This is a genomic window from Kribbella sp. NPDC031520, from assembly GCF_055580825.1.
In genome coordinates this window covers 37801-57134 of sequence record NZ_JBVIKS010000002.1, presented here as the reverse complement: position 1 = coordinate 57134, position 19334 = coordinate 37801, and the positions used below count along the sequence as shown (strand labels likewise).

The following is a 19334-nucleotide window of genomic DNA, read 5'->3' as shown; positions in this document are numbered from 1 at the left end:
GGGCGCTTGAATGACAGACTTGAAGGCATGAGATTCGGAGAAGTTGATCGGACGATCCGCGCGTACGACGGCGTCCGGGTGCTCGAGGCCCAGGACGACCTCTTCTACCTGTACGACCCGGCCGGCGACCTGCCACCGGAACGGCAACAGCCCTTCGCCACCATTGTCACCGGCGACCACTACGAGAAGGTGTCGAACCTCGACGAGCCCGGTGCCTGGCGGCTGAACCTCGGCCTCACCAAGGCGACGTACGGCGAACTCCTCGGCCCGGTGCCGACCGAACGCGACGCCGACTGGGTGCTCGACTCCGGCCACGACTACGCCGCCCGCGACGTACTGATGCCGCATCCGTTCTACGCCTCGCAGTACTGGGTCGCGATCGTGAACCCGGGCGGTCTGGACCGGCTGCTCCCGTTGATCGAAGAGGCGTACCGGTTCGCCGCCCGGAAGTACGCCAATCACGAGGCCCGGCAACCGAAGTGAAGATTGCGGTCCTGTTGCGGGTTGACTCATAAGCCGAGATTTATCCCCGGCTGGGATGGGCCAGCTGTCTTACTTGTGGACAAGGGTAGATGCGCAGGTCCTTTGCGTGAGGCAACAAGGCCTTGCGCTGACTCGAGGGAGTTCCGCCCATGTCCCCTTCCCTTAGCAGACCCCGCGCAGTATTCGGTGCGGTCGCCGCGGCCGCGCTGGCCGTGACCGGCGTCGTAGCGACCGCGGCCGGCAGCAACGCGTCACAGCCCGCGCCGGTGACGATCCGCGGTGCCGGTAACCCGAACGCGATCCCCGGCAGCTACATCGTCGTTCTCGCTGGACAGCGCTCGCAGGCCCAGACCCGGGTCGCCACTCAGAGCCTCGCCGCGAGCTACGACGTCAAGGTCAAGGACCAGTACGACTCGTCGATCAAGGGCTTCTCGGCGAACATGTCCGAGGACCAGGCCAAGAAGCTGGCCGGCGACTCGCGGGTCGCGTACGTCCAGCAGAACCAGAAGATCACGGTTACCCAGGACAACCCGCCGTGGGGCCTGGACCGCGCCGACCAGCGGGCGCTCCCGCTGGACAAGAAGTACGAGCCGTCGACGGACGCCAAGAACGTCAACGTGTACATCATCGACACCGGTATCTACGCCAAGCACCAGGACTTCGGCGACCGCGCGTCGGTCGGCACCGACACGGTCGGCGACGGCCAGAACGGCGTCGACTGCATGGGCCACGGCAGCCACGTGGCCGGCACCATCGGCGGTACGACGTACGGCCTGGCCAAGGCGGCGAAGCTGATCGCGGTCCGGGTGCTCGACTGCAAGGGCTCCGGCTCGACCGAGTCCGTGGTGGCCGGGATCGACTGGGTGACGAAGAACGCGAAGAAGCCGGCGGTCGCGAACATGAGCCTCGGCGGCGGCGCGGACGACGCGCTCGACGCCGCGGTGAAGGCCTCGGTCGGCTCCGGTGTCACCTATGCCGTTGCCGCTGGCAACGACAGCGCCGATGCCTGCCAGAGCTCGCCGGCCAAGGAGCCGTCGGCGATCACGGTCGGCGCCACCGACGACCAGGACCAGCGCGCCGAGTTCTCGAACTACGGCAAGTGCGTCGACCTGTTCGCACCGGGCGTCGACATCACCTCGGTCGGTATCACCGCCCCGGACGCGACCGCGAAGATGAGCGGTACGTCGATGGCGACCCCGCACGTGGCGGGCGGGATCGCGCTCTACCTGGCCGACCACCCGGACGCCACCCCGGCCGACGTCGCGAAGGCGCTGGTCACCAACTCGACCGCGGACAAGGTCGGCGACCCGGGCACCGGCTCACCGAACAAACTGCTGTACGTCGGGGCTCCCGACCAGTCGTGATTCCCTGACCGAAGACCCGGCCGCCACCCCGTGGCCGGGTCTTCGCCATGTCGTGGGTCAGGCTGATTCGACGATGTTGCCGCCCACGACCTTCACGTTCACGGCCGGAAGCGCGGTCGGCGCCGGCCCGCTGACCACGCTGCCGTCCTTGATGCTGAAGTGGCTGTTGTGGAACGGGCAGACGATCTGGCCGCCCTCCACCGAGCCGATCGGGTTCCCCTGGTGCGTGCAGACCGCGGAGAACCCCTTGTACGTGCCCGCGGTCGGCTGGGTCACGACGACCTTCGCGTCGGTGAACACCTTCCCGCCGCCGACCGGTACGTCGGACACCGGGCCGAGGACCGTACCGCCGCCACCACTGCTGGCCGACGGTGTGGCCGAGGACGCCGGGGCAGAACTCGGCCCGGTCGCCGACGGGCTCGTACCGGTGCCGCCCGTGCTGCCGCCACTGGCGTTATCGCTGCCGCCACAGGCCGCGAGGAGCGGCGCGCCAGCACCTGCCAGGGCGACCATCGCGGCACAGCGCAGCACTGTCCTGCGGTCCCTCAGGCCGCCTTGCGCCGCCGAGGTTGCTACTGCCGACGTGGTGGCCGATGCCGTCGTGTCATCGCTCATGAATCCGGTCCTCCAGGAGCCTGCTGATCGAAGTAGTTGAACGCTGGTCACCCCAGTCAAACGGCCGGGTCCCCCGAACGGTTCACCGGGGTCCGGATTCAACCGCGGTTTGAAGGTTCCTGTGAGCCTGCTGGGAGCCATCGACGTACGTCGACCGGTCGGCAACTAGGGTTTCCCCGCTGACCGGCCCCGCCGCGACCCGGGACCGGCACACTGTGGTGGTGGGAGAGGCATGAGATGACTGGCACGACGAACGACTCGACCGTCCTGAAGGCGATCGCGGACCTCGCGCCGCTGTGGATGCCGGGGTGCGTCGTCGACACCGCCGACCGGACCGTCGAGGTCGGCTGGGGACGTGGGGCGCTGCAGATGTCCGCGGTCGTCGGGCTCGGCGAGATCATCGAGCGGTGCCTGCAGTTGCCGCAGCAGTTGTGGGCCGACCAGATCGAGGCCTGGCTGCGGGCGGTGGTCGCGGAGGGCGAGCTCGCCACCGAGGAGCACCGCTTCGGTGACGTCGGGGACCGCCAGCGGGCGATGCTGCTGCAGCGCGGCTGGTCCGCGCGGACGGCCGGGCCGGTCGCGGACGCGTTGATCCCGTTCGGCGACCACTTCGAGGTCGTGGTGTTCATCTGTACCGGTAACGACTACCGCCGGCTGACCATCGTACGGCGGTCCATGCTCGGGCTCGGTGATGCCGACGTGCCGTCACCGGTGCAGCTCACGCTCGAGCAGATCGCCGATCTGCGACCGGTCGAGCACGACGGGTTCTCGGTGATCTCCCGCGAGGACGACCCGCTGGTGTCGATGGCGATCGTCGACCGGGACAAGCTCATGCCGCAGGCCTCGGTCGGGATGGGCGTGCTGGTCGGCGTACCGCGGCTGAGCCAGGTCGCGTTCTGCCCCGCCGATGCAGGACAGGAGGTTGCGGACCGGTTGGCCTTGTACGTGGCGGACGCGTACCAGGGCGCGGCCGATCAGTGCAGCCCGGATCTCTACTGGTTGCAAGGTGACCGGATGGTGCAGGTGCCGGTCACCCTCGCAACACCGCCGGCCGTCGTACTCCCGGCGGCGCTCCTCCCGACACCACGCCGCACCTGGCTCTGGCACCTATGGCAACAACTCTTCCGCCGCTGATTACCCGGCGACCCGCTTCCGGGTCGCCGCTGTCTTCTTGGCTGGTGCCGCCTTCTTGGCGGCCGTCTTCTTCGCGACTGCCTTCTTGGCGACGGTCTTCTTCGCCGGAGCCTGCTTGGCCGGGAGGGCCTTGGTGGCTGCCTTCTTCGCGCTCGGCTTCGCCGCGCGACCCGCGAGGATCTCCGCGAGGAACTGGCCCGTGTACGACGCCGGGTTCGCCGCGACCTCCTCCGGCGTACCCTCGGCGACCAGCGTGCCGCCGCGGCGACCGCCGTCCGGGCCGAGGTCGATCAGCCAGTCTGCGGTCTTGATGACGTCGAGGTTGTGCTCGATCACCAGCACCGAGTTGCCCTTGTCCACCAGGCCGCTCAGCACGCCGAGCAGCTTGCTGATGTCCTCGAAGTGCAGACCGGTCGTCGGCTCGTCGAGCACGTACACCGTCCGGCCGGTCGAACGCCGCTGCAGCTCGGACGCCAGCTTCACGCGCTGCGCCTCACCACCGGACAGCGTCGGCGCGGGCTGACCGAGCCGGACGTACCCGAGGCCGACCTCGACCAGCGTCTTCAGGTGCCGCGAGATCGCCGGGATCGCCTGGAAGAACTCCGACGCCTCCTCGATCGGCATGTCCAGCACGTCCGCGACGGTCTTGCCCTTGTAGTGCACCTCGAGCGTCTCGCGGTTGTACCGCGCGCCGTGGCACACCTCGCACGGGACGTACACGTCCGGCAGGAAGTTCATCTCGATCTTCAGCGTGCCGTCACCCGAGCAGGCCTCACAGCGGCCGCCCTTCACGTTGAACGAGAAACGGCCCTGCTGGTACCCGCGGACCTTCGCCTCCGGCGTCTCCGCGAACAACTTGCGGACGTGGTCCCAGACCCCGGTGTACGTCGCCGGGTTGGACCGCGGGGTCCGGCCGATCGGCGACTGGTCGACGTGGATGACCTTGTCGACCAGCTCCATGCCGGAGATCTTCGTGTGCCGGCCCGGCACCGCGCGGGCGCCGTAGATCTGCCGCGCCAGCGACGTGTACAGGATGTCGTTGACCAGCGTCGACTTACCCGACCCGGACACCCCGGTGACCGCAACGAACACCCCGAGCGGGATGGTCACGTCGAGGTCCTTCAGGTTGTTCTGGCGAGCGCCGTACACGGTCAGCTCGCGGCCCTCGGTGAGCGGCCGCCGGACCGCCGGGATCGGGATCTCCTTGCGGCCGGAGATGTACTGGCCGGTGATCGAGTCCGGGTGGTTGCGCAGGTCCTCGACCGTGCCCGACACCACCACCTGACCGCCGTGCTCGCCGGCGCCCGGGCCGATGTCGACGACCCAGTCCGCGTGGTCGATGGTGTCCTCGTCGTGCTCGACCACGATCAGCGTGTTGCCGAGATCCTTGAGCCGGACCAGGGTCTCGATCAGCCGCCGGTTGTCCCGCTGGTGCAGGCCGATCGACGGCTCGTCCAGCACGTACAGCACGCCGACCAGACCGGAACCGATCTGCGTCGCGAGCCGGATCCGCTGCGCCTCACCGCCGGACAGCGAACCCGCCGGACGGCTCAGCGCCAGGTAGTCCAGGCCGACGTCGAGCAGGAACCGCAGCCGCTCGCCGATCTCCTTCACCACCCGCTCGGCGATCTGCTTCTCGCGCGGGCTCAGCTCCATCTGCACGAGGAAGGCGTGCACCTCGTCGATCGACATCGCGCTGATCTCGGCGATGTTCTTCCCGCCGAGCGTGACCGCCAGCGAGATCGGCTTCAGCCGGGCGCCGTTGCAGGCCAGGCACGGCACCTCGCGCATGTACTCTTCGAAGCGCTCCCGCCCGGTGTCGCTGGACGCCTCCGCATGCCGGCGCTCGACGTACGGGATGACGCCCTCGAAGCTCGTGTAGTACGACCGTTCGCGGCCGTAGCGGTTCTGGTACGAGACGTGGACCTGCTTGTCGTGGCCGGTGAGCAGCGCCTTCTTCGCCTTCGCCGGGAGCTCCCCGAACGGCGTGCTGGTCTTGAACTTCAGGTCCCTCGCCAACGCCTCGAGCAGACGCTCGAAGTACTGCGTGACGTTCTGCCCGGACCAGGGCTGGATCGCGCCCTCGTCGAGCGACTTCGACGGGTCCGGGACGAGCAGCTCGGGGTCGACCTCCATCCGGGTGCCCAGGCCGGTGCAGACCGGGCAGGCGCCGTACGGCGAGTTGAACGAGAACGAGCGCGGCTCGAGCTCGTCGATCGCGAGCGGGTGGTCGTTCGGGCAGGCGAGCTTCTCGGAGAACCGGCGCTCGCGGTGCGGGTCGTCCTCCGGGAGGTCGACGAAGTCCAGCACGACCAGACCGCTCGCCAGGCCGAGCGCGGTCTCGACCGAGTCCGTCAACCGCTGCTTCGCGGAACCCTTCACCGCGAGCCGGTCGACGACCACGTCGATGCTGTGCTTCTTCTGCTTGTCGAGCTTCGGCGGCTCGGTCAGCTGGATCGTCTCGCCGTCCACCCGGGCCCGCGAGAAACCCTGACCGGTCAGCTGCCGGAAGAGGTCGACGTACTCCCCCTTGCGGCCGCGGACCACCGGGGCGAGCACCTGGAACCTGGTCCCCTCCTCCAGCTCGAGCACCCGGTCGACGATCTGCTGCGGGGTCTGCCGCGCGATCGGCTCGCCGCACTCGGGACAGTGCGGGCGGCCGGCCCGGGCGAACAGCAACCGGAGGTAGTCGTACACCTCGGTGATCGTGCCGACCGTGGAGCGCGGGTTCCGCGAGGTGGACTTCTGGTCGATCGAGACGGCCGGTGACAGGCCCTCGATGAAGTCGACGTCGGGTTTGTCCATCTGGCCGAGGAACTGCCGCGCGTACGCAGAGAGGGACTCGACGTAGCGCCGCTGACCCTCGGCGAAGATCGTGTCGAAGGCCAGGCTGGACTTCCCGGACCCGCTCAGGCCGGTGAAGACGATCATGGCGTCCCGCGGCAGGTCGACCGAGACGTCCTTCAGGTTGTGCTCACGTGCGCCACGCACGATCAGACGGTCAGACACAAGCTCACTCTCAGCCGTTCTCGAGGGTTTCCGGGTGGTTCTCCGGCCTGCCCGGTCATGCTAACGAGGGCCACCGACAAAAACTTCCGCCGCCGGAGGTGCTGCCCGGCTTCGAAAGTATATTCGATCGCCGGCGGTGCCCGAACCCACCGTGCTCGAACCGATCGGGCCCGAGGTGGAAGGATCGGCCGTGTCACCAAGATGTCGCTGAGATCAGGGAGAGGCGCGATGCCGGAGTACCACGGGAACGTCAAGGTCGGCGGACCTGCGCAGACCCACGAGCTGGCCCAGCTGATGATCACGAAGGTCGCGGTCGGGCCGATGGACAACAACGCGTACCTGCTGCGCTGCCGGCAGACCGACGAGCAGGTGCTGATCGACGCCGCGAACGAGGCGGACACCTTGCTCCGGCTGATCGGCGACGCGGGCCTCGCGCGGGTCATCACCACGCACCGGCACAAGGACCACTGGGAGGCGCTCGCCGAGGTCGTCGCCCGGACCGGTGCGACAACGGTCGCCGGGCGGTACGACGCAGAGGGCATCCCGGTCCCGACCGACCAGCTCGCCGACGACGGCGACCAGATCGCGGTCGGCCGGTGCAGCCTGCGCGTCGTCCACCTCGTCGGCCACACCCCCGGCTCGATCGCCCTCGTGTACGACGACCCGGACGGCCCACCGCACCTGTTCACCGGCGACTCCCTGTTCCCCGGCGGCGTCGGCAACACCCAGGGCGACAAGGAACGCTTCACGTCCCTCATCAACGACGTGGAGACCAAGCTCTTCGGCGAACTCCCCGACGAGACCTGGGTCTACCCAGGCCACGGCGCCGACACCACCCTCGGCACCGAACGCCCCCACCTCCCCGAATGGCGCGAACGCGGCTGGTAGCTCGTGTTCCACCACACCACAGCACACCCAGTGCGGCGTCCGGAGGTGCACTTTGAGAAGCCACCGCCCACTCAAGGGGCCGCGGAATGGTTGGTGGCTTCTCAAAGATGGGCGGACCCGGCAGGGGAGCCACCTGGTGGGCGTACGGGAGGGCGCGCCGGCTCGGTTCCGGCGGATCTTAGGGTGACGGCATGAGTGGTTTCGCGGAGTACCGGCCCGGGGTCGCGCGGCGGACCGTCGACGTCCGGGTGCGGCCGGCGGTGGATGCCGACCTGACGGCGTGTGCCGAGTTGATCGTGACGCGGACCGGTGGGTCGGTGCAGGCGCGGCGGGCTCGGCTGGAGGCCGACCTGCGGGATCCGGACAAGTACACGGTGGTCGCGGAGGTCGGCGGCGAGATCGCCGGGTACGCGCTCGTGCTCGGGCACAAGATCTCCCCCGGCGACCCGCCGGACACGGCCCCGGACGGGTACTACCTGATCGGCCTGATCGTCGCGCCCGCGTGGCGGCGGCACGGGATCGGCGACCTGCTGACGACGGAACGGATGCGCTGGGTGGCCGAACGCGCCGGCGAGGTCTACTACTTCGCGAACCTCCAGAACGGCGCAACCCTCGACCTCCACCAGAGGTTCGGGTTCACCGAGGTCACCCGCGACTTCACCTTCCCGAACGCTCCACTGAAGCCCGGCACCTGCGTACTCCTCCGCGCTCAACTCCGGGATTAGCATCGCCGGTATGGCGACCTGGCGGGACGTCTGCGCCCTGTCCGAACGGCTCCCCGACGCGCGGCTCGGCGAGGCGCACGAAGGATCACCGGCCTGGTACGCGGGCCGCCACCAGTTCGCCCGCCTCCGCTGGGACGAGCAGGGTCGCGAACTCGTCCAGGTCTGGACCGGCGACCTGGACCTCGGCCCCGCCCTGGTCGCCCGGCGCGACGTGTTCCCGGTCGTTCACACGTTCCAGTACCGGGTCACCTGCTGGGGATACCTCGACCGGATCGACCAGCGCGAACTCGCCGAACTGCTTCTCGACTCGTACGGCATTCGCGGCGGGCCGAAACGCCGTCAGAATGTCGACGTGCAGCAGTTCTTCAGCGGTCGGTGAGCTCGGCCGGGTACGCGATCACGTCGACGAGGGCGTCGTTCCGGATCGCGGTGATCTCGGTCCGGCGGGCGATCGCGTCCGTGAACAGTTGCCGCTGCAGCGACTGCGCGTCCCGCAGCGGTACGCCGTTCACCGCGAGCACCAGGTCGCCCTGCCGCAGGCCCGCGGCGGCGGCCGGGCTCGCCGGGATCACCTCGACGACGCGCAACGCCGTACGTTGATCGAACCGCTCTGCCAGCGCCGGCCGCAGTGGTGCCGGCGTGCTGACCAGACCGAGGTACGCGCGGCGCACCCGGCCGTCGTGCAGGAGCGAGTAGATGATCCGGCGCGTCGTCGGGTTGACCGGAACGGCCAGCCCGAGCCCGATGCCGGCCACCGCGGTGTTGATGCCGATCACCCGCCCATTGCCGTCGGCAAGCGCGCCGCCGGAGTTGCCCGGGTTCAGCGCGGCGTCGGTCTGGATCACGTCCTCGATGATCCGGTTGCCCGAACCGCTGCGCACCGGCAGCGACCGTCCCAGCGCGCTCACCACACCCGCGGTCACACTCCCGGCCAGTCCGAGCGGGTTGCCGACCGCAACGACCAGGTTCCCCACCTTGAGGTGGTCCGCGTCCCCGTACTCGGGCGGGTCGGGGATGGTTCGGTCGGCCCGCAGGACGGCGAGATCGGACAGCCGGTCGACGCCGACGACCCGGGCCTGCGCCGTCGTACCGTCCGCGAACTCCGCCGACGCCTCGCTGCCGTCGCCGACCACGTGGGCGTTGGTGAGCAGATGCCCGTCGCCGGTCAGCACGACCGCGGAACCGGACGAGTCGCCGCGCCGGCTGTGGATCCGCAGGCTCGCGACCCGCGGGATCAGGTGTTCGGCCACCCCCGAGACCACCCGGGAGTAGGCATCCAGGACATCGTCCCCAGCAATCTCATCAGCCATCTCGCGCCTCCTGAATTACATCATTACACCGCAAGCAAGGACTGGCCACGGGGTGAACCGAACCACAAAACTGACCGATCGGTTGAAAACTGGCCGATCGGTCAGGCAAGCTGATCTCATGGCAGTCACCACCCCAGCCCGGGAGCGGACCAGGCGCGAGATCGTGCACCAGGCGATGGACCTGTTCCAGGCGGCCGGCTACAACGCGACGTCGCTGCAGGACATCGCCACCGCGGCCGGCTGCTCCAAGGCGACGGTGCTCTACCACTTCAACGGCAAACCGGCCGTGCTCGCCGCCGTCCTCGAACCCGCCGCGGCCGACGTGGCCGAGCTGATCGAGCGCCTGGCGAAGCTCCCCCGGTCCGAGGCACAGGAGCTCGCGATCCAGCGCTTCACCGACCTGGCGGTCCTGCACCGCGGGGTGATGGATGTGATCCAGGACGTGATCCCGGTGATCGAGAACATGCCGGAGGTCGCCGGTCTGGTCGCCGACGGCATCCAGCTGACCGAGTACCTGGCCGGCTCCGACGACCCCCTCGACCGCGACCTCGCCAAGTTCGCCGTGAACGGCCTGCTCGGCGAGTGCCGGTTCCCGGGCGAACGTACCGACGACGAGCTCCGAAGGCTCTGCGACACCGCCCTGCGGAGGCTCCTCCTCCGCGCCTGACGCCCCTCCCGATCCCCCCGGCTGCCGCTGGGGCGATCACTTCTGCCCACCGACCTGAAACGGACGCACTTCCCCATGGCCAATCTGCTGTACCGGCTCGGCCGGTTCTCGTACCAGCGCAGGCACCTCGTCGCCGCGCTGTGGGCGCTGTTCCTCGTGGTGCTGGGGATCGGCGCACTGACGCTGGGCGGCAAGACCGCGAACACCTTCTCGATCCCGGGCACCGAGTCGCAGCGTGCACTCGACGCCCTCAAGCAGGAGCTGCCCGCTGCGAGCGGCGCGTCCGCGACGGTCGTCGTCCAGGCACCGGAGGGCAAGACGCTCGCCGACCCGACCGTGAAGGCCGCGGTCGGCGTCACCGTTGCCAAGGTCGCGAAGGTACCCGAGGTGATCGCCGCGATCGACCCGCTCATGAGCAAGGCGATCAGCCCGGACGGCCGGACCGGGCTGATCAGCGTCCAGTTCGACAAGCCCGCCGACGAGCTCTCCGCCGCGAGCAGCGACGGGTACGACGGACTCAGCGCGCTGAGCAACGGTGACCTCAAGGTGGTGCCGGGCGGGCAGATCAAGGCCGGGGTACCGGAGATCGGCGCGACCGAGGTGATCGGCGTCGCGGTCGCGGCCGTCGTACTGGTCGTCACGTTCGGGTCGCTGGTCGCCGCCGGGATGACGCTCGTGACGGCCCTGCTCGGCGTACTCGCCGGCATGGCCGGGCTGTTCGTCGTGACCGCGTTCACCGACGTGTCGTCGACGGCGCCGATCCTCGCGTTGATGCTGGGGCTCGCGGTCGGGATCGACTACTCGCTGTTCATCAGCTCGCGGCACCGGTCGCAGCTCGGCGAAGGCATGGATCCGGAGGAGTCTGTCGCCCGGGCGACCGCGACCGCCGGGTCGGCGGTGTTGTTCGCCGGGGCGACCGTGGTGATCGCGCTGGCTGGGCTGTCGGTGGTCGGCGTACCGTTCCTGACCGCGATGGGGCTCGCCGCGGCCGCTACGGTGCTGACCGCCGTACTCGTCGCGTTGACGTTGCTGCCGGCGCTGCTCGGGTTCGTCGGGAACCGAGTGCTGCCGCGGAAGTTGCGGAAGGCGCCGACCGCGGTCGCGCCGGTCGAAGGGTTCGGGTTCCGCTGGGGCCGGTTGGTCACCCGGTTGCGGGTGCCGATCGTTGCTGTCGGCATCGTCGGGCTCGGGTTGCTGGCGATCCCGGCGAAGGACATGCAGCTCGCGTTGCCGGACGGTGCTTCGGCGGCGGCCGGTACGAACCAGCGGGTCGCGTACGACCTCACCGCCGCCGCCTTCGGGCCGGGCGCGAACGGGCCGCTCGTGGTCGTTGTCAAGAGCAACGATGCGGCGACGGCCAACGCCGTGGCGCAGCAGGTGCTGGGGAAGACCCAGGGGCTGACCGATGTGGTCGCGGCGCAGCCGGCCGCGGCCAGTCAGGACGGTACGACGCGGTTGGTGCAGGTGATCCCTCGCAGCGGACCGGCCAGCGAGCAGACCTCCGAACTGGTGAAGAGCCTACGGTCCGCGATCAAGCCTCTCGCAACCGGCGACACCGAGATCTCCGTGACGAGCAACACCGCCGTCGGCGTCGACGTGTCGAACAAGCTGTCCGACGCGTTGCCGACGTACCTGTTCGTCGTGATCGGGTTGTCGTTCCTGCTGCTCCTGCTGGCGTTCAGGTCCGTGCTCGTGCCGTTGAAGGCGACGCTCGGGTTCGTGCTGACGATCGGGGCGACGTTCGGGATCACCGTCGCGGTGTTCCAGCAGGGGCACCTGGCGAAGCTCGTCGGCGTCGACTCCCCCGGGCCGCTGGTCAGCTTCCTGCCGATCATCATGATGGGCATCCTGTTCGGGCTCGCGATGGACTACGAGGTGTTCATCGTGTCGCGTGTCCGGGAGGAGTTCGTGCACGGCCGGCACGCGAACGACGCCACCGTCCAGGGCCTCGGTCACGGCGCCCGCGTCGTCACCGCCGCCGCGCTGATCATGGCCTCCGTGTTCGCCGGCTTCATCCTCGTCCACGACCCCGTCATCAAAGCCATCGGCTTCGGCCTCACCGTAGGCGTCCTGATCGACGCCTTCGTCGTCCGCATGACGCTCGTCCCCGCCATCCTCAGCCTGCTAGGCGACCGAGCCTGGTGGTTCCCCCGCTGGCTGGACCGCCTCACCCCCCGAGTAGACATCGAAGGCGAAACCCTTCGAGTCCCCGAGGAACCGCGAACCGACGAACTCCTGAACATACGCTGACCGACGCCGTGGGGCGCCGGATGCACCCGGCGCCCCACCCAGCAAACTCGAGGCATCACCAACGCGGTACGGCGTGTAGTTGTCTGCCGAGATGCTGGTGCGGCCCGCCAGGACCGCACTCGGAATGACGTAGATGCTGCCGTCGCCGAGAACGATGAAGAACAAGTCGATCGCATCCGGGTCGTACGGCACCTTTCCCGCGGACTTGTCCAGCACGTACGGACGCCGCCCGATGCCGACGTTCCAGTAGCCGCGCTTGGTTCGGGCTGCACAGGACTTGACCTGCACGCGCTGGATGCCGTCGGACGTCGTCACGAGCAGGTCGTATTCCTGAGGCTCGATCGGCAGCGCGACGGCACATCCCCGCAGGGTGAACCAGGCCATCGCCAGCGCAGCGGCAGAATACCGAAGCATCTCGGGCCGGACCGCCTCGTCGAAGATCGCGATGGGTGCCGGCTGGGCCACTGGCGACTTCAGATGCGTGCAGTCCAAGCCCAGCCGGACAGCATGACCCTTGATCCGGACCCGCTCTGCTCCGTTGTCCACAATGCCGAGATCAACAAGAACGTCCGCCCAGCAGCTCGCGCCTGCCACGGCCTCGCGCAGCCGCTGATCGGACCAGCGACGCTGTCCGGTGAAGTGCGATGTATCCAGCTCGAGCCTCGCAGCGTGCCGCCTGATCGCTCCTGTGGAGGTGTTCTTCAACCCCAGTGCACGAGCGACCGCCCGCCACGACGGGCTGCTCGCGACAGCCTCGGACAGTTGCGTGTCGGTCCAGGTACGCCGGTTCCCGGTTTCATCCATGCGGACAAACGTAAAGAGGGGCACCGACAGAATCGGTGCCCCTCTTTGGCGGTCGGGCTGCCGAGATTTGAACTCGGGATCTCGTGTCCCCCAGACACGCGCCCTAACCAAGCTAGGCCACAGCCCGCCAGCTCGTTCCGAAGACCGAACCGGGGTAAACCATACAGCATGCCGAGGGGTGGTTCTTACCGGGTTCGGTCAGCGTTTCTTGTTCTTTTGGCGGGCTCGGATCTGTACGTGGACTGGGCTGCCGACGAAGCCGAAGTCTTCGCGGAGGCGGCGTTCTATGAAGCGCTGGTACGAGGGTTCGATCTGGCCCGAGGTGAAGATCGCGAAGGTCGGCGGCATCGTGGTGGCCTGGGTGCCGAAGAGGATCTTCGGTTGTTTGCCGGAGCGGACCGGGTGCGGGTGGGCGGCGACCAGGCGGCCGAGGAAGGCGTTCAGCTGGCCGGTCGGTACGCGGGTCTGCCAGCCCTCCAGGGCGGCCTCGATGGCCGGTACGAGCTTGTCCATGTGCCAGCCGGTCAGCGCGCTGATGTTCACCCGCGGCGCCCAGCGGAACTGGACCAGGTCGCGGTCGATCTCGCGCTCCAGGTAGTAGCGGCGCTCGTCGTCCATCAGGTCCCACTTGTTGTACGCGATCACGAGCGCCTTGCCGGCCTCCTCGACCGCGTTCATGATCCGCAGGTCCTGCTCGGTGATCGAGTCGGACGAGTCGATCACGACCACGACGACCTCGGCCCGCTCGATCGCGGCGTTGGTCCGCAGGGAGGCGTAGTACTCGTGGCCGGAGGCGTTCTTGACCTTGCGCCGGATCCCGGCCGTGTCGATGAACCGGTACTCCTTGCCGCTCAGCGTGATCAGTTCGTCGACCGGGTCGACCGTCGTACCGGCGACGTCGCTGACGACGACGCGGTCCTCCTTGGCGACCTTGTTCAGCAGCGACGACTTGCCCACGTTCGGCTTGCCGACGATCGCGATCCGGCGCGGGCCGCCGACCTCGCCATCGCGTTCCGCGGGCGCCTCCGGGAGCGCCTCGAGGACGGCGTCCAGCATGTCCCCGGTCCCTCGGCCGTGCATGGCCGAGATGGGGAACGGCTCGCCGATGCCGAGCGCCCACAGGTTCATCGCCTCGGACTCGATCCGCTGGTCGTCGACCTTGTTCGCGGCCAGGACGACGGGCTTGCCGGACTTGCGCAGCACCCGGACGACCGCCTCGTCGGCGTCGGTGATGCCGACCACCGCGTCGACCACGAACAGGACCGCGTCGGCGGCGTTGATCGCGACCTCGGCCTGCGCCGCGACCAGCGCGGCCATGCCGACCGCGTCCGGGTCCCAGCCGCCGGTGTCGACGACGGTGAACTCCCGGCCGGCCCAGTTCGCGTCGTACGAAACCCGGTCCCGGGTGACGCCCGGGGTGTCCTCGACGACCGCCTCGCGGCGGCCGATGATGCGGTTGACCAGCGTGGACTTGCCCACGTTCGGCCGCCCGACGATCGCGAGCACGGGCAAGGGCCCGGTGTCCTCACGCTCGTGCGTCGGTACTTCGATGGGCAGGTCAGTCATCAGGGTCCTTCTGGTCTCGCCAGCCCGGAAGTGGGTGGCCGGTTTCGTCGACGGCCGCCTTCACGTGGGCGCGCAGCACGTCGCCGATGTGGTCGGCGACCGCCTGTACGTCGGAATGTCTCCTGGGAAAGGGTACGCGGTCCACGGAGAACGGCTCGCCGTACACGATGTCGATCCGGCTCCCGGACGGCGGATGGGTCTCCACGCTGCCGTCCGGTAACCGCGTACCCATCAGCGCCACCGGCAGGATCGGCGCCCCGGTGACCATCGCCAGATACGCCACCCCGATCCGGATCCGGCCGAAGTCGCCCGGCCCGCGGGTGCCCTCCGGGTAGATGTTCAGCACCCGCCCGTCCCGCAGCACCTTGATCGACGTGCGGACCGCGAGCATGTCGTACGACGACCGGTCGACGGGGATCTGGCCGATCCGGTGCAGGAACCTGCCCTGGAAGCCGCCGAACACCTCGATCTTCCCGAGCTGGTGCAGCATCCGCGGCGCGACCGCGCCGAGCAGCGGGGCGTCCAGCAGGCTCAGGTGGTTCGGTGTCATCAGCAACGGACCGGTCAGCGGGAACCGGTCCTCGTGATGCACGGTCAACTTGTACTTGCGGAAGAAGTACGGCTTGGCGACCTTCCGCATCGGGAGCGCCAAGCGGTACGGGAGTGGGGGCAGATCGTCCGTTCTGGGCAGATCCTTGTGCCCCGTGACCTCAGCCGTCATGACTCCGGCCCTGAGGAACACTCTCGAGTGCGAGCCGGCGGATCGCGTCGACGACCTGCTCCAGGGTCAGGTACGTCGAGTCGATGGTGACCGCGCCGTCGGAGGCCACCTGGAACTCCGACACGGTCGAGTCGTCGGCGTCCCGGCGGACGATCTGGTCACGGAGCTCGGCCGCGGTCACGGACCCGGCCGCGAGCTCGGCGCCCCGGCGCGCCATCCGGGCCTCCTGGTCGGCGGTGAGCAGCACCTTCAGCTCGGCGTCGGTGGCGACCACGGTGGCGATGTCACGGCCCTCGACGACGATGCCGCCGTCGGTCTGCGCGTCGTCTATGACTGCCCGCTGGCGCCGGATCAGTTCCTTGCGGACGTCCAGGTTGGTGGCGATCTTCGACACCACCTCGCTGATCCGCGGCTCCCGGATCGCGGCCGTGATGTCGGTCCCGTCGGCGATCACGAACTGGTGACCCGGGTCGGTGCTGATCTCCAGCACCAGGTCCCGGGCGCGTTGCGCGACCGCCGCCGTGTCGTCCAGGTCCAGCCCGCGCTCGACCGCCGACCAGGTCACCGCGCGGTACGTCGCACCGGTGTCCAGGTACCGCAGTCCGAGCCGGGTGGCCACTCCGCGGGCCGTGCTCGACTTACCGGAGCCGCTCGGCCCGTCCACAGCGATGATCATGCCCCGAAGATTACCTTCGGACGGTGACAGTCTAAGTGTGGACTACCCACCCGCGGTCGGTGAGTACGTCGACGAGCTGGTCGACCGAGCCGGGTTTGACCGCGAGCTCGACCTCGCCGACCGGGCGGCCGGGGCTGTGGTCGATGCGGAGGTCCTCGACGTTGGCGCCGGACTCGGCGGCGTCGGCGAACAGTTTCGCCAGCTGGCCCGGGCGGTCCGGAATCGTGACCAGGATCGTGACCAGGTCGATGTGCGGGGTGCCGTGCTTGCCCGGGACCCGGACCGCGCCGGACACGCCCTGGCCGAGGATCGCGGTCAGTTCGTCGTTCGCCTCTTCTTTGCCAAGGGCAACGAGTAGCCGGTCGAGCTCGCCGCGGATCTGTTCCAGCAGGCCGGTCAGCGCGGTCGAGTTCGCGGACACGATCTGCGTCCACAGCCGCGGGTCGCCGGCCGCGATCCGGGTGACGTCGCGGACGCCCTGCCCGGACAGCTCCAGGTGTGAGGACGGCGCGTCGGCCAGCGTCCCGGCGGCCAGCGCGGACATCAGGTGCGGGAGGTGCGAGACGCGAGCGACGCCCAGGTCGTGGTCGTCCACGGACAGCTCGACGGTCCGGGCGCCGCAGGCCTCGGCGAGTCGCCGTACCAGGTCGATCGCGCCCGGATCGCTGGTCGCGTGCGGCGTGATCGCCCAGGTCGCACCGTCGAACAGGTCAGCGCGCGCGGCCAGCGGGCCGTTGCGTTCGGAGCCGGCCATCGGGTGACTTCCGACGTACCGGCTGACGTCCGGAACCAGGCTGCGCGCGTCCGCGAGCGGCTTGGACTTCACACTCGCGGCGTCGGTGACGATCGCCCCCGACTGCTGCGTCTGCCGAAGCTGCTCGGCGACGACTTCGCCGACGTGATCGGGCGGTACGGCGACCACGACCAGCTGCGGCTCGATCCCGACCAGCCGCGAACCGGCGCCGATCCGTTCGGCCATCAGCGCGTTCTCGGGGTTGCCGTCGACGAGCTCCACGACCACCCCGAGCCGGGCGAGCGCGAGGCCGATCGACGTACCGATCAGCCCGGTACCGACGATGCGGACCGGCCCGCGAAGCTCAGTCACCATGCCGCCTTCACTGGGCACCGGTCAGGTCCGGACGGAGCGCGACGGCGCCGTGCAGGTACACGTGCTGGATCTTGTCCCGGGAGCGCGGCGACTCGGTGTGCACCATCAGCCGGACGACCCGCGGCAGCGCGTGCGGCACCGGGATCTCCTGCATGCACATCAGTGGTACGTCGGTGAGCCCGATCTGGCGGCCGGCGACGGCCGGGAACTCCGACCGGAGGTCCGACGTGACGGTGAACAGGATGCTGATCAGATCCTCGTTCTCCAGATCGTTCGCCTCCAGGACTGCCTTCACCAGCTCCGCGGACCGCTCGAGCAGATGCTCGCGCTCGTCCACGTCCAGCTGGGTGGCACCCCGGATCGCCCGTACCGCCACGTCTCGCCTCCTCGTTCGCCTCCCCCAACCCTAGTTCAGCGTAGTCAAGGAGTGGACAGCCGTCTCAGCGGCGTCGACCGTCTGCTCCAGCAGCAGCGCGATCGTCATCGGACCGACGCCGCCCGGAACCGGGGTGATCAGGCTCGCGACCTCGGCCGCCTCGGCGAAGTGCACGTCGCCGACGTTGCCCTCGTTGAAGCCGGCGTCGACGACCACCGCGCCCGGCTTCAGCCAGTCGCCGCGGACGAAGTTCGCCTTACCGACCGCGGCGACCACCACGTCGGCCGTGCGGACGAGCTCGGGCAGGTCGCGGGTCCGGGAGTGCGCGTACGTGACGGTCGCGTTCGATGCCAGCAGCAACATACCGGCCGGCTTGCCGAGGATCGGGCTGCGGCCGATCACGACGGCGTGGGCGCCTTCGAGCGGTACGTCGTACGCCGCCAGCAGCCGCATGATCCCGCCGGGCGTCGCGGACCGGAACCCCTGGTCCCCGAACGCCATCGCCGCGAACGACCGCATCGTCACGCCGTCCACGTCCTTGGCCGGGTCGATCGCCTCGAACGCAGCCCGCTCGTCGATCTGCGCCGGAACCGGGTGCTGCAGCAGGATGCCGTGCACAGCCGGGTCCTCGGACAGCTTGCTGATCTCCGCGACCAGCTCTTCGGTGGTCGTCGAGGCCGGCAGTACGACGCTGCGGGACGCGATACCGGCCTTCCTCGACCGGTTCTGCTTCATCCGTACGTACGTCGCCGACGCCGGATCGTCGCCGACCAGAACCGTCGCCAGGCACGGCTGTACGCCGTACCGCTCCCGCAGGGCACTCGCCCGCTCCGCCGCCTTGGCCACCATCTCGGCGGCGAGGTCGGTCCCGATCATCAGCTCAGCACTCATGCGCGCACTCCTCTGTGAGGGTTCCCAGACACCCTCTTGGTACGAAGGTGCCCAGGCGCGCGGCGAAGCCGGATGGCAGACCGTTCCCCGGTGGTTCCTCCACCTCAACGCCAGTCGCGGTCCACCGTCAGGATATCCAGTCAGAGCAGACCAGCGTGGTCCAGGGCCAGGTAGGCGGCGTCGATCCCGGTCATCGCGCCAGGATTGCGGAGCTCGGCACGGAAGGCGTCGACGGTGAGCTCGACCGGGACGCAGTCCTCGGTCTCGTCCAGTTGCTGCTTGCCGTCGGGGCGGCAGCCGCGGGCGATCGCGACGTACTTCCGGAACGTCGAGGACGCCCCGGACCACTGCCAGCCGACCACGTCGAGGGTCTCGCAGGTGTACCCGGTCTCCTCCTCGAGCTCCCGCGCACCCGCGACCGCCACCTCCTCCCCGGGCTCCACCAGCCCACCGGGAAGGTTCGTGACCACACTGTCCGGACCGGCCCGGAACATCCGGATCGTCACGATCCGCCCCTCCGGCGTCAGCGGCAGCACGGTCACCCCCGCGTTGACGCCGGCCTCACGGCCGAACACGTCCCACTCGACCTCACGCCCGTCGGGCATCCGGTACCGCCGCAGACGCACCGACAGGAACCGCTCGAACCCCAGCTCCTCCCCCAGCAACTCCCAGGGCGCCGGATCAGCCGGCTGACCCCCAGCGGGCGAAACAGGGGCTGACGGGTCCGGAGATGGCTCAGCCGCCACG

General features: G+C 69.2%; 18 protein-coding genes, 1 tRNA gene, 1 pseudogene and 1 riboswitch. Of the genes and pseudogenes, 8 read left to right on the top strand and 12 right to left on the bottom strand.

Annotation, left to right across the window (positions count from 1 at the left end; all coding sequences use genetic code 11):
- Window positions 1-27: 27 nt before the first annotated feature.
- The gene (locus ACZ5BU_RS08800; protein ID WP_465696831.1) at window positions 28-483 is read left to right on the top strand and encodes a DUF6194 family protein; all 456 of its coding nucleotides are present in this window, start codon (window positions 28-30) and stop codon (window positions 481-483) included.
- Window positions 484-632: 149 nt separating this feature from the next.
- Entirely contained in the window at window positions 633-1847 is a 1215-nt protein-coding gene (locus ACZ5BU_RS08795; protein WP_465696829.1) for a S8 family peptidase, read from the top strand.
- Between the two features lie 57 nt (window positions 1848-1904).
- Here ACZ5BU_RS08795 and ACZ5BU_RS08790 read toward each other — a convergent pair whose 3' ends face one another.
- A complete protein-coding gene (locus ACZ5BU_RS08790) occupies window positions 1905-2462 on the bottom strand; it encodes a Rieske (2Fe-2S) protein (protein WP_465696827.1) in 558 nt (185 codons plus the stop codon).
- Window positions 2463-2699: 237 nt separating this feature from the next.
- On the opposite strand from ACZ5BU_RS08790, the gene ACZ5BU_RS08785 reads away from it, so the two are divergent.
- Window positions 2700-3596, top strand: a complete 897-nt coding sequence (locus tag ACZ5BU_RS08785) for a hypothetical protein (protein ID WP_465696826.1) — start codon at window positions 2700-2702, stop codon at window positions 3594-3596.
- On the opposite strand, the gene uvrA is transcribed toward ACZ5BU_RS08785, so the two are convergent.
- The gene (gene uvrA / locus ACZ5BU_RS08780) at window positions 3597-6605 is read right to left on the bottom strand and encodes an excinuclease ABC subunit UvrA (RefSeq protein WP_465696824.1); all 3009 of its coding nucleotides are present in this window, start codon (window positions 6603-6605) and stop codon (window positions 3597-3599) included.
- Between the two features lie 228 nt (window positions 6606-6833).
- On the opposite strand from uvrA, the gene ACZ5BU_RS08775 reads away from it, so the two are divergent.
- The 3 genes from ACZ5BU_RS08775 to ACZ5BU_RS08765 all read left to right on the top strand — a co-directional run bounded on the left by ACZ5BU_RS08775 (window position 6834) and on the right by ACZ5BU_RS08765 (window position 8597).
- Window positions 6834-7493, top strand: coding sequence for an MBL fold metallo-hydrolase (locus ACZ5BU_RS08775; RefSeq protein ID WP_465696822.1), 660 nt, complete (start codon window positions 6834-6836; stop codon window positions 7491-7493).
- A 191-nt stretch (window positions 7494-7684) separates the two neighbouring features.
- On the top strand, window positions 7685-8218 hold the full coding sequence (locus tag ACZ5BU_RS08770; RefSeq protein WP_465696820.1) for a GNAT family N-acetyltransferase: 534 nt from the start codon (window positions 7685-7687) through the stop codon (window positions 8216-8218).
- A 10-nt stretch (window positions 8219-8228) separates the two neighbouring features.
- Window positions 8229-8597, top strand: a complete 369-nt coding sequence (locus ACZ5BU_RS08765; protein ID WP_465696818.1) for an MmcQ/YjbR family DNA-binding protein — start codon at window positions 8229-8231, stop codon at window positions 8595-8597.
- Here ACZ5BU_RS08765 and ACZ5BU_RS08760 read toward each other — a convergent pair.
- Entirely contained in the window at window positions 8584-9528 is a 945-nt protein-coding gene (locus ACZ5BU_RS08760; protein ID WP_465696816.1) for a S1C family serine protease, read from the bottom strand. The genes ACZ5BU_RS08765 and ACZ5BU_RS08760 overlap by 14 nt on opposite strands.
- Before the next feature lie 118 nt (window positions 9529-9646).
- Here ACZ5BU_RS08760 and ACZ5BU_RS08755 point away from each other — a divergent pair, with 118 nt between their 5' ends.
- Both ACZ5BU_RS08755 and ACZ5BU_RS08750 read left to right on the top strand, forming a co-directional pair.
- Window positions 9647-10195, top strand: a complete 549-nt coding sequence (locus ACZ5BU_RS08755) for a TetR/AcrR family transcriptional regulator (protein ID WP_465696814.1) — start codon at window positions 9647-9649, stop codon at window positions 10193-10195.
- Between the two features lie 75 nt (window positions 10196-10270).
- Window positions 10271-12445 (top strand): MMPL family transporter, encoded by a 2175-nt coding sequence (locus ACZ5BU_RS08750; protein ID WP_465696813.1) that lies wholly within the window; start codon window positions 10271-10273, stop codon window positions 12443-12445.
- Window positions 12446-12568: 123 nt separating this feature from the next.
- On the opposite strand, the pseudogene ACZ5BU_RS08745 reads toward ACZ5BU_RS08750, so the two are convergent.
- The 9 genes and pseudogenes from ACZ5BU_RS08745 to ACZ5BU_RS08705 all read right to left on the bottom strand — a co-directional run.
- Window positions 12569-12829: pseudogene (locus ACZ5BU_RS08745) on the bottom strand (group I intron-associated PD-(D/E)XK endonuclease); the annotation flags it as partial.
- Between the two features lie 472 nt (window positions 12830-13301).
- Window positions 13302-13376 (bottom strand) — tRNA-Pro (locus ACZ5BU_RS08740).
- A gap of 71 nt (window positions 13377-13447) precedes the next feature.
- Window positions 13448-14815, bottom strand: a complete 1368-nt coding sequence (gene der / locus ACZ5BU_RS08735; RefSeq protein ID WP_465696811.1) for a ribosome biogenesis GTPase Der — start codon at window positions 14813-14815, stop codon at window positions 13448-13450.
- Complete coding sequence (locus ACZ5BU_RS08730) at window positions 14808-15536, bottom strand: lysophospholipid acyltransferase family protein (protein WP_465696809.1); 729 nt, start codon at window positions 15534-15536, stop codon at window positions 14808-14810. Before ACZ5BU_RS08730 ends, der begins: the two co-directional genes overlap by 8 nt.
- Window positions 15526-16212, bottom strand: coding sequence for a (d)CMP kinase (cmk, locus tag ACZ5BU_RS08725; RefSeq protein WP_465696807.1), 687 nt, complete (start codon window positions 16210-16212; stop codon window positions 15526-15528). The genes ACZ5BU_RS08730 and cmk overlap by 11 nt, the downstream gene beginning before the upstream one ends.
- Window positions 16213-16243: 31 nt before the next feature.
- Window positions 16244-17320, bottom strand: coding sequence for a prephenate dehydrogenase (locus ACZ5BU_RS08720; RefSeq protein ID WP_465696805.1), 1077 nt, complete (start codon window positions 17318-17320; stop codon window positions 16244-16246).
- Window positions 17321-17327: 7 nt separating this feature from the next.
- A complete protein-coding gene (gene aroH, locus ACZ5BU_RS08715) occupies window positions 17328-17696 on the bottom strand; it encodes a chorismate mutase (protein WP_141860489.1) in 369 nt (122 codons plus the stop codon).
- 30 nt (window positions 17697-17726) lie between these two features.
- Window positions 17727-18587, bottom strand: a complete 861-nt coding sequence (locus tag ACZ5BU_RS08710; protein WP_465696803.1) for a bifunctional 5,10-methylenetetrahydrofolate dehydrogenase/5,10-methenyltetrahydrofolate cyclohydrolase — start codon at window positions 18585-18587, stop codon at window positions 17727-17729.
- Window positions 18588-18629: 42 nt separating this feature from the next.
- A riboswitch (ZMP/ZTP riboswitch) is annotated at window positions 18630-18715 on the bottom strand.
- Between the two features lie 12 nt (window positions 18716-18727).
- Window positions 18728-19252, bottom strand: a complete 525-nt coding sequence (locus ACZ5BU_RS08705) for an NUDIX hydrolase (protein WP_465696801.1) — start codon at window positions 19250-19252, stop codon at window positions 18728-18730.
- Between the last annotated feature and the right edge of the window lie 82 nt (window positions 19253-19334).

Bases quoted from the DNA above. Each gene is read 5' to 3' on its own strand.
- ACZ5BU_RS08755 (WP_465696814.1), top strand. From the start codon at position 9,647: ATGGCAGTCACCACCCCAGCCCGGGAGCGGACCAGGCGCGAGATCGTG.
- ACZ5BU_RS08710 (WP_465696803.1), bottom strand. From the start codon at position 18,587: ATGAGTGCTGAGCTGATGATCGGGACCGACCTCGCCGCCGAGATGGTG.
- ACZ5BU_RS08775 (WP_465696822.1), top strand. From the start codon at position 6,834: ATGCCGGAGTACCACGGGAACGTCAAGGTCGGCGGACCTGCGCAGACC.
- ACZ5BU_RS08800 (WP_465696831.1), top strand. From the start codon at position 28: ATGAGATTCGGAGAAGTTGATCGGACGATCCGCGCGTACGACGGCGTC.
- ACZ5BU_RS08730 (WP_465696809.1), bottom strand. From the start codon at position 15,536: ATGACGGCTGAGGTCACGGGGCACAAGGATCTGCCCAGAACGGACGAT.
- ACZ5BU_RS08750 (WP_465696813.1), top strand. From the start codon at position 10,271: ATGGCCAATCTGCTGTACCGGCTCGGCCGGTTCTCGTACCAGCGCAGG.
- cmk (WP_465696807.1), bottom strand. From the start codon at position 16,212: ATGATCATCGCTGTGGACGGGCCGAGCGGCTCCGGTAAGTCGAGCACG.
- ACZ5BU_RS08765 (WP_465696818.1), top strand. From the start codon at position 8,229: ATGGCGACCTGGCGGGACGTCTGCGCCCTGTCCGAACGGCTCCCCGAC.
- der (WP_465696811.1), bottom strand. From the start codon at position 14,815: ATGACTGACCTGCCCATCGAAGTACCGACGCACGAGCGTGAGGACACC.
- ACZ5BU_RS08720 (WP_465696805.1), bottom strand. From the start codon at position 17,320: ATGGTGACTGAGCTTCGCGGGCCGGTCCGCATCGTCGGTACCGGGCTG.
- ACZ5BU_RS08770 (WP_465696820.1), top strand. From the start codon at position 7,685: ATGAGTGGTTTCGCGGAGTACCGGCCCGGGGTCGCGCGGCGGACCGTC.
- ACZ5BU_RS08795 (WP_465696829.1), top strand. From the start codon at position 633: ATGTCCCCTTCCCTTAGCAGACCCCGCGCAGTATTCGGTGCGGTCGCC.
- ACZ5BU_RS08785 (WP_465696826.1), top strand. From the start codon at position 2,700: ATGACTGGCACGACGAACGACTCGACCGTCCTGAAGGCGATCGCGGAC.
- ACZ5BU_RS08760 (WP_465696816.1), bottom strand. From the start codon at position 9,528: ATGGCTGATGAGATTGCTGGGGACGATGTCCTGGATGCCTACTCCCGG.
- ACZ5BU_RS08790 (WP_465696827.1), bottom strand. From the start codon at position 2,462: ATGAGCGATGACACGACGGCATCGGCCACCACGTCGGCAGTAGCAACC.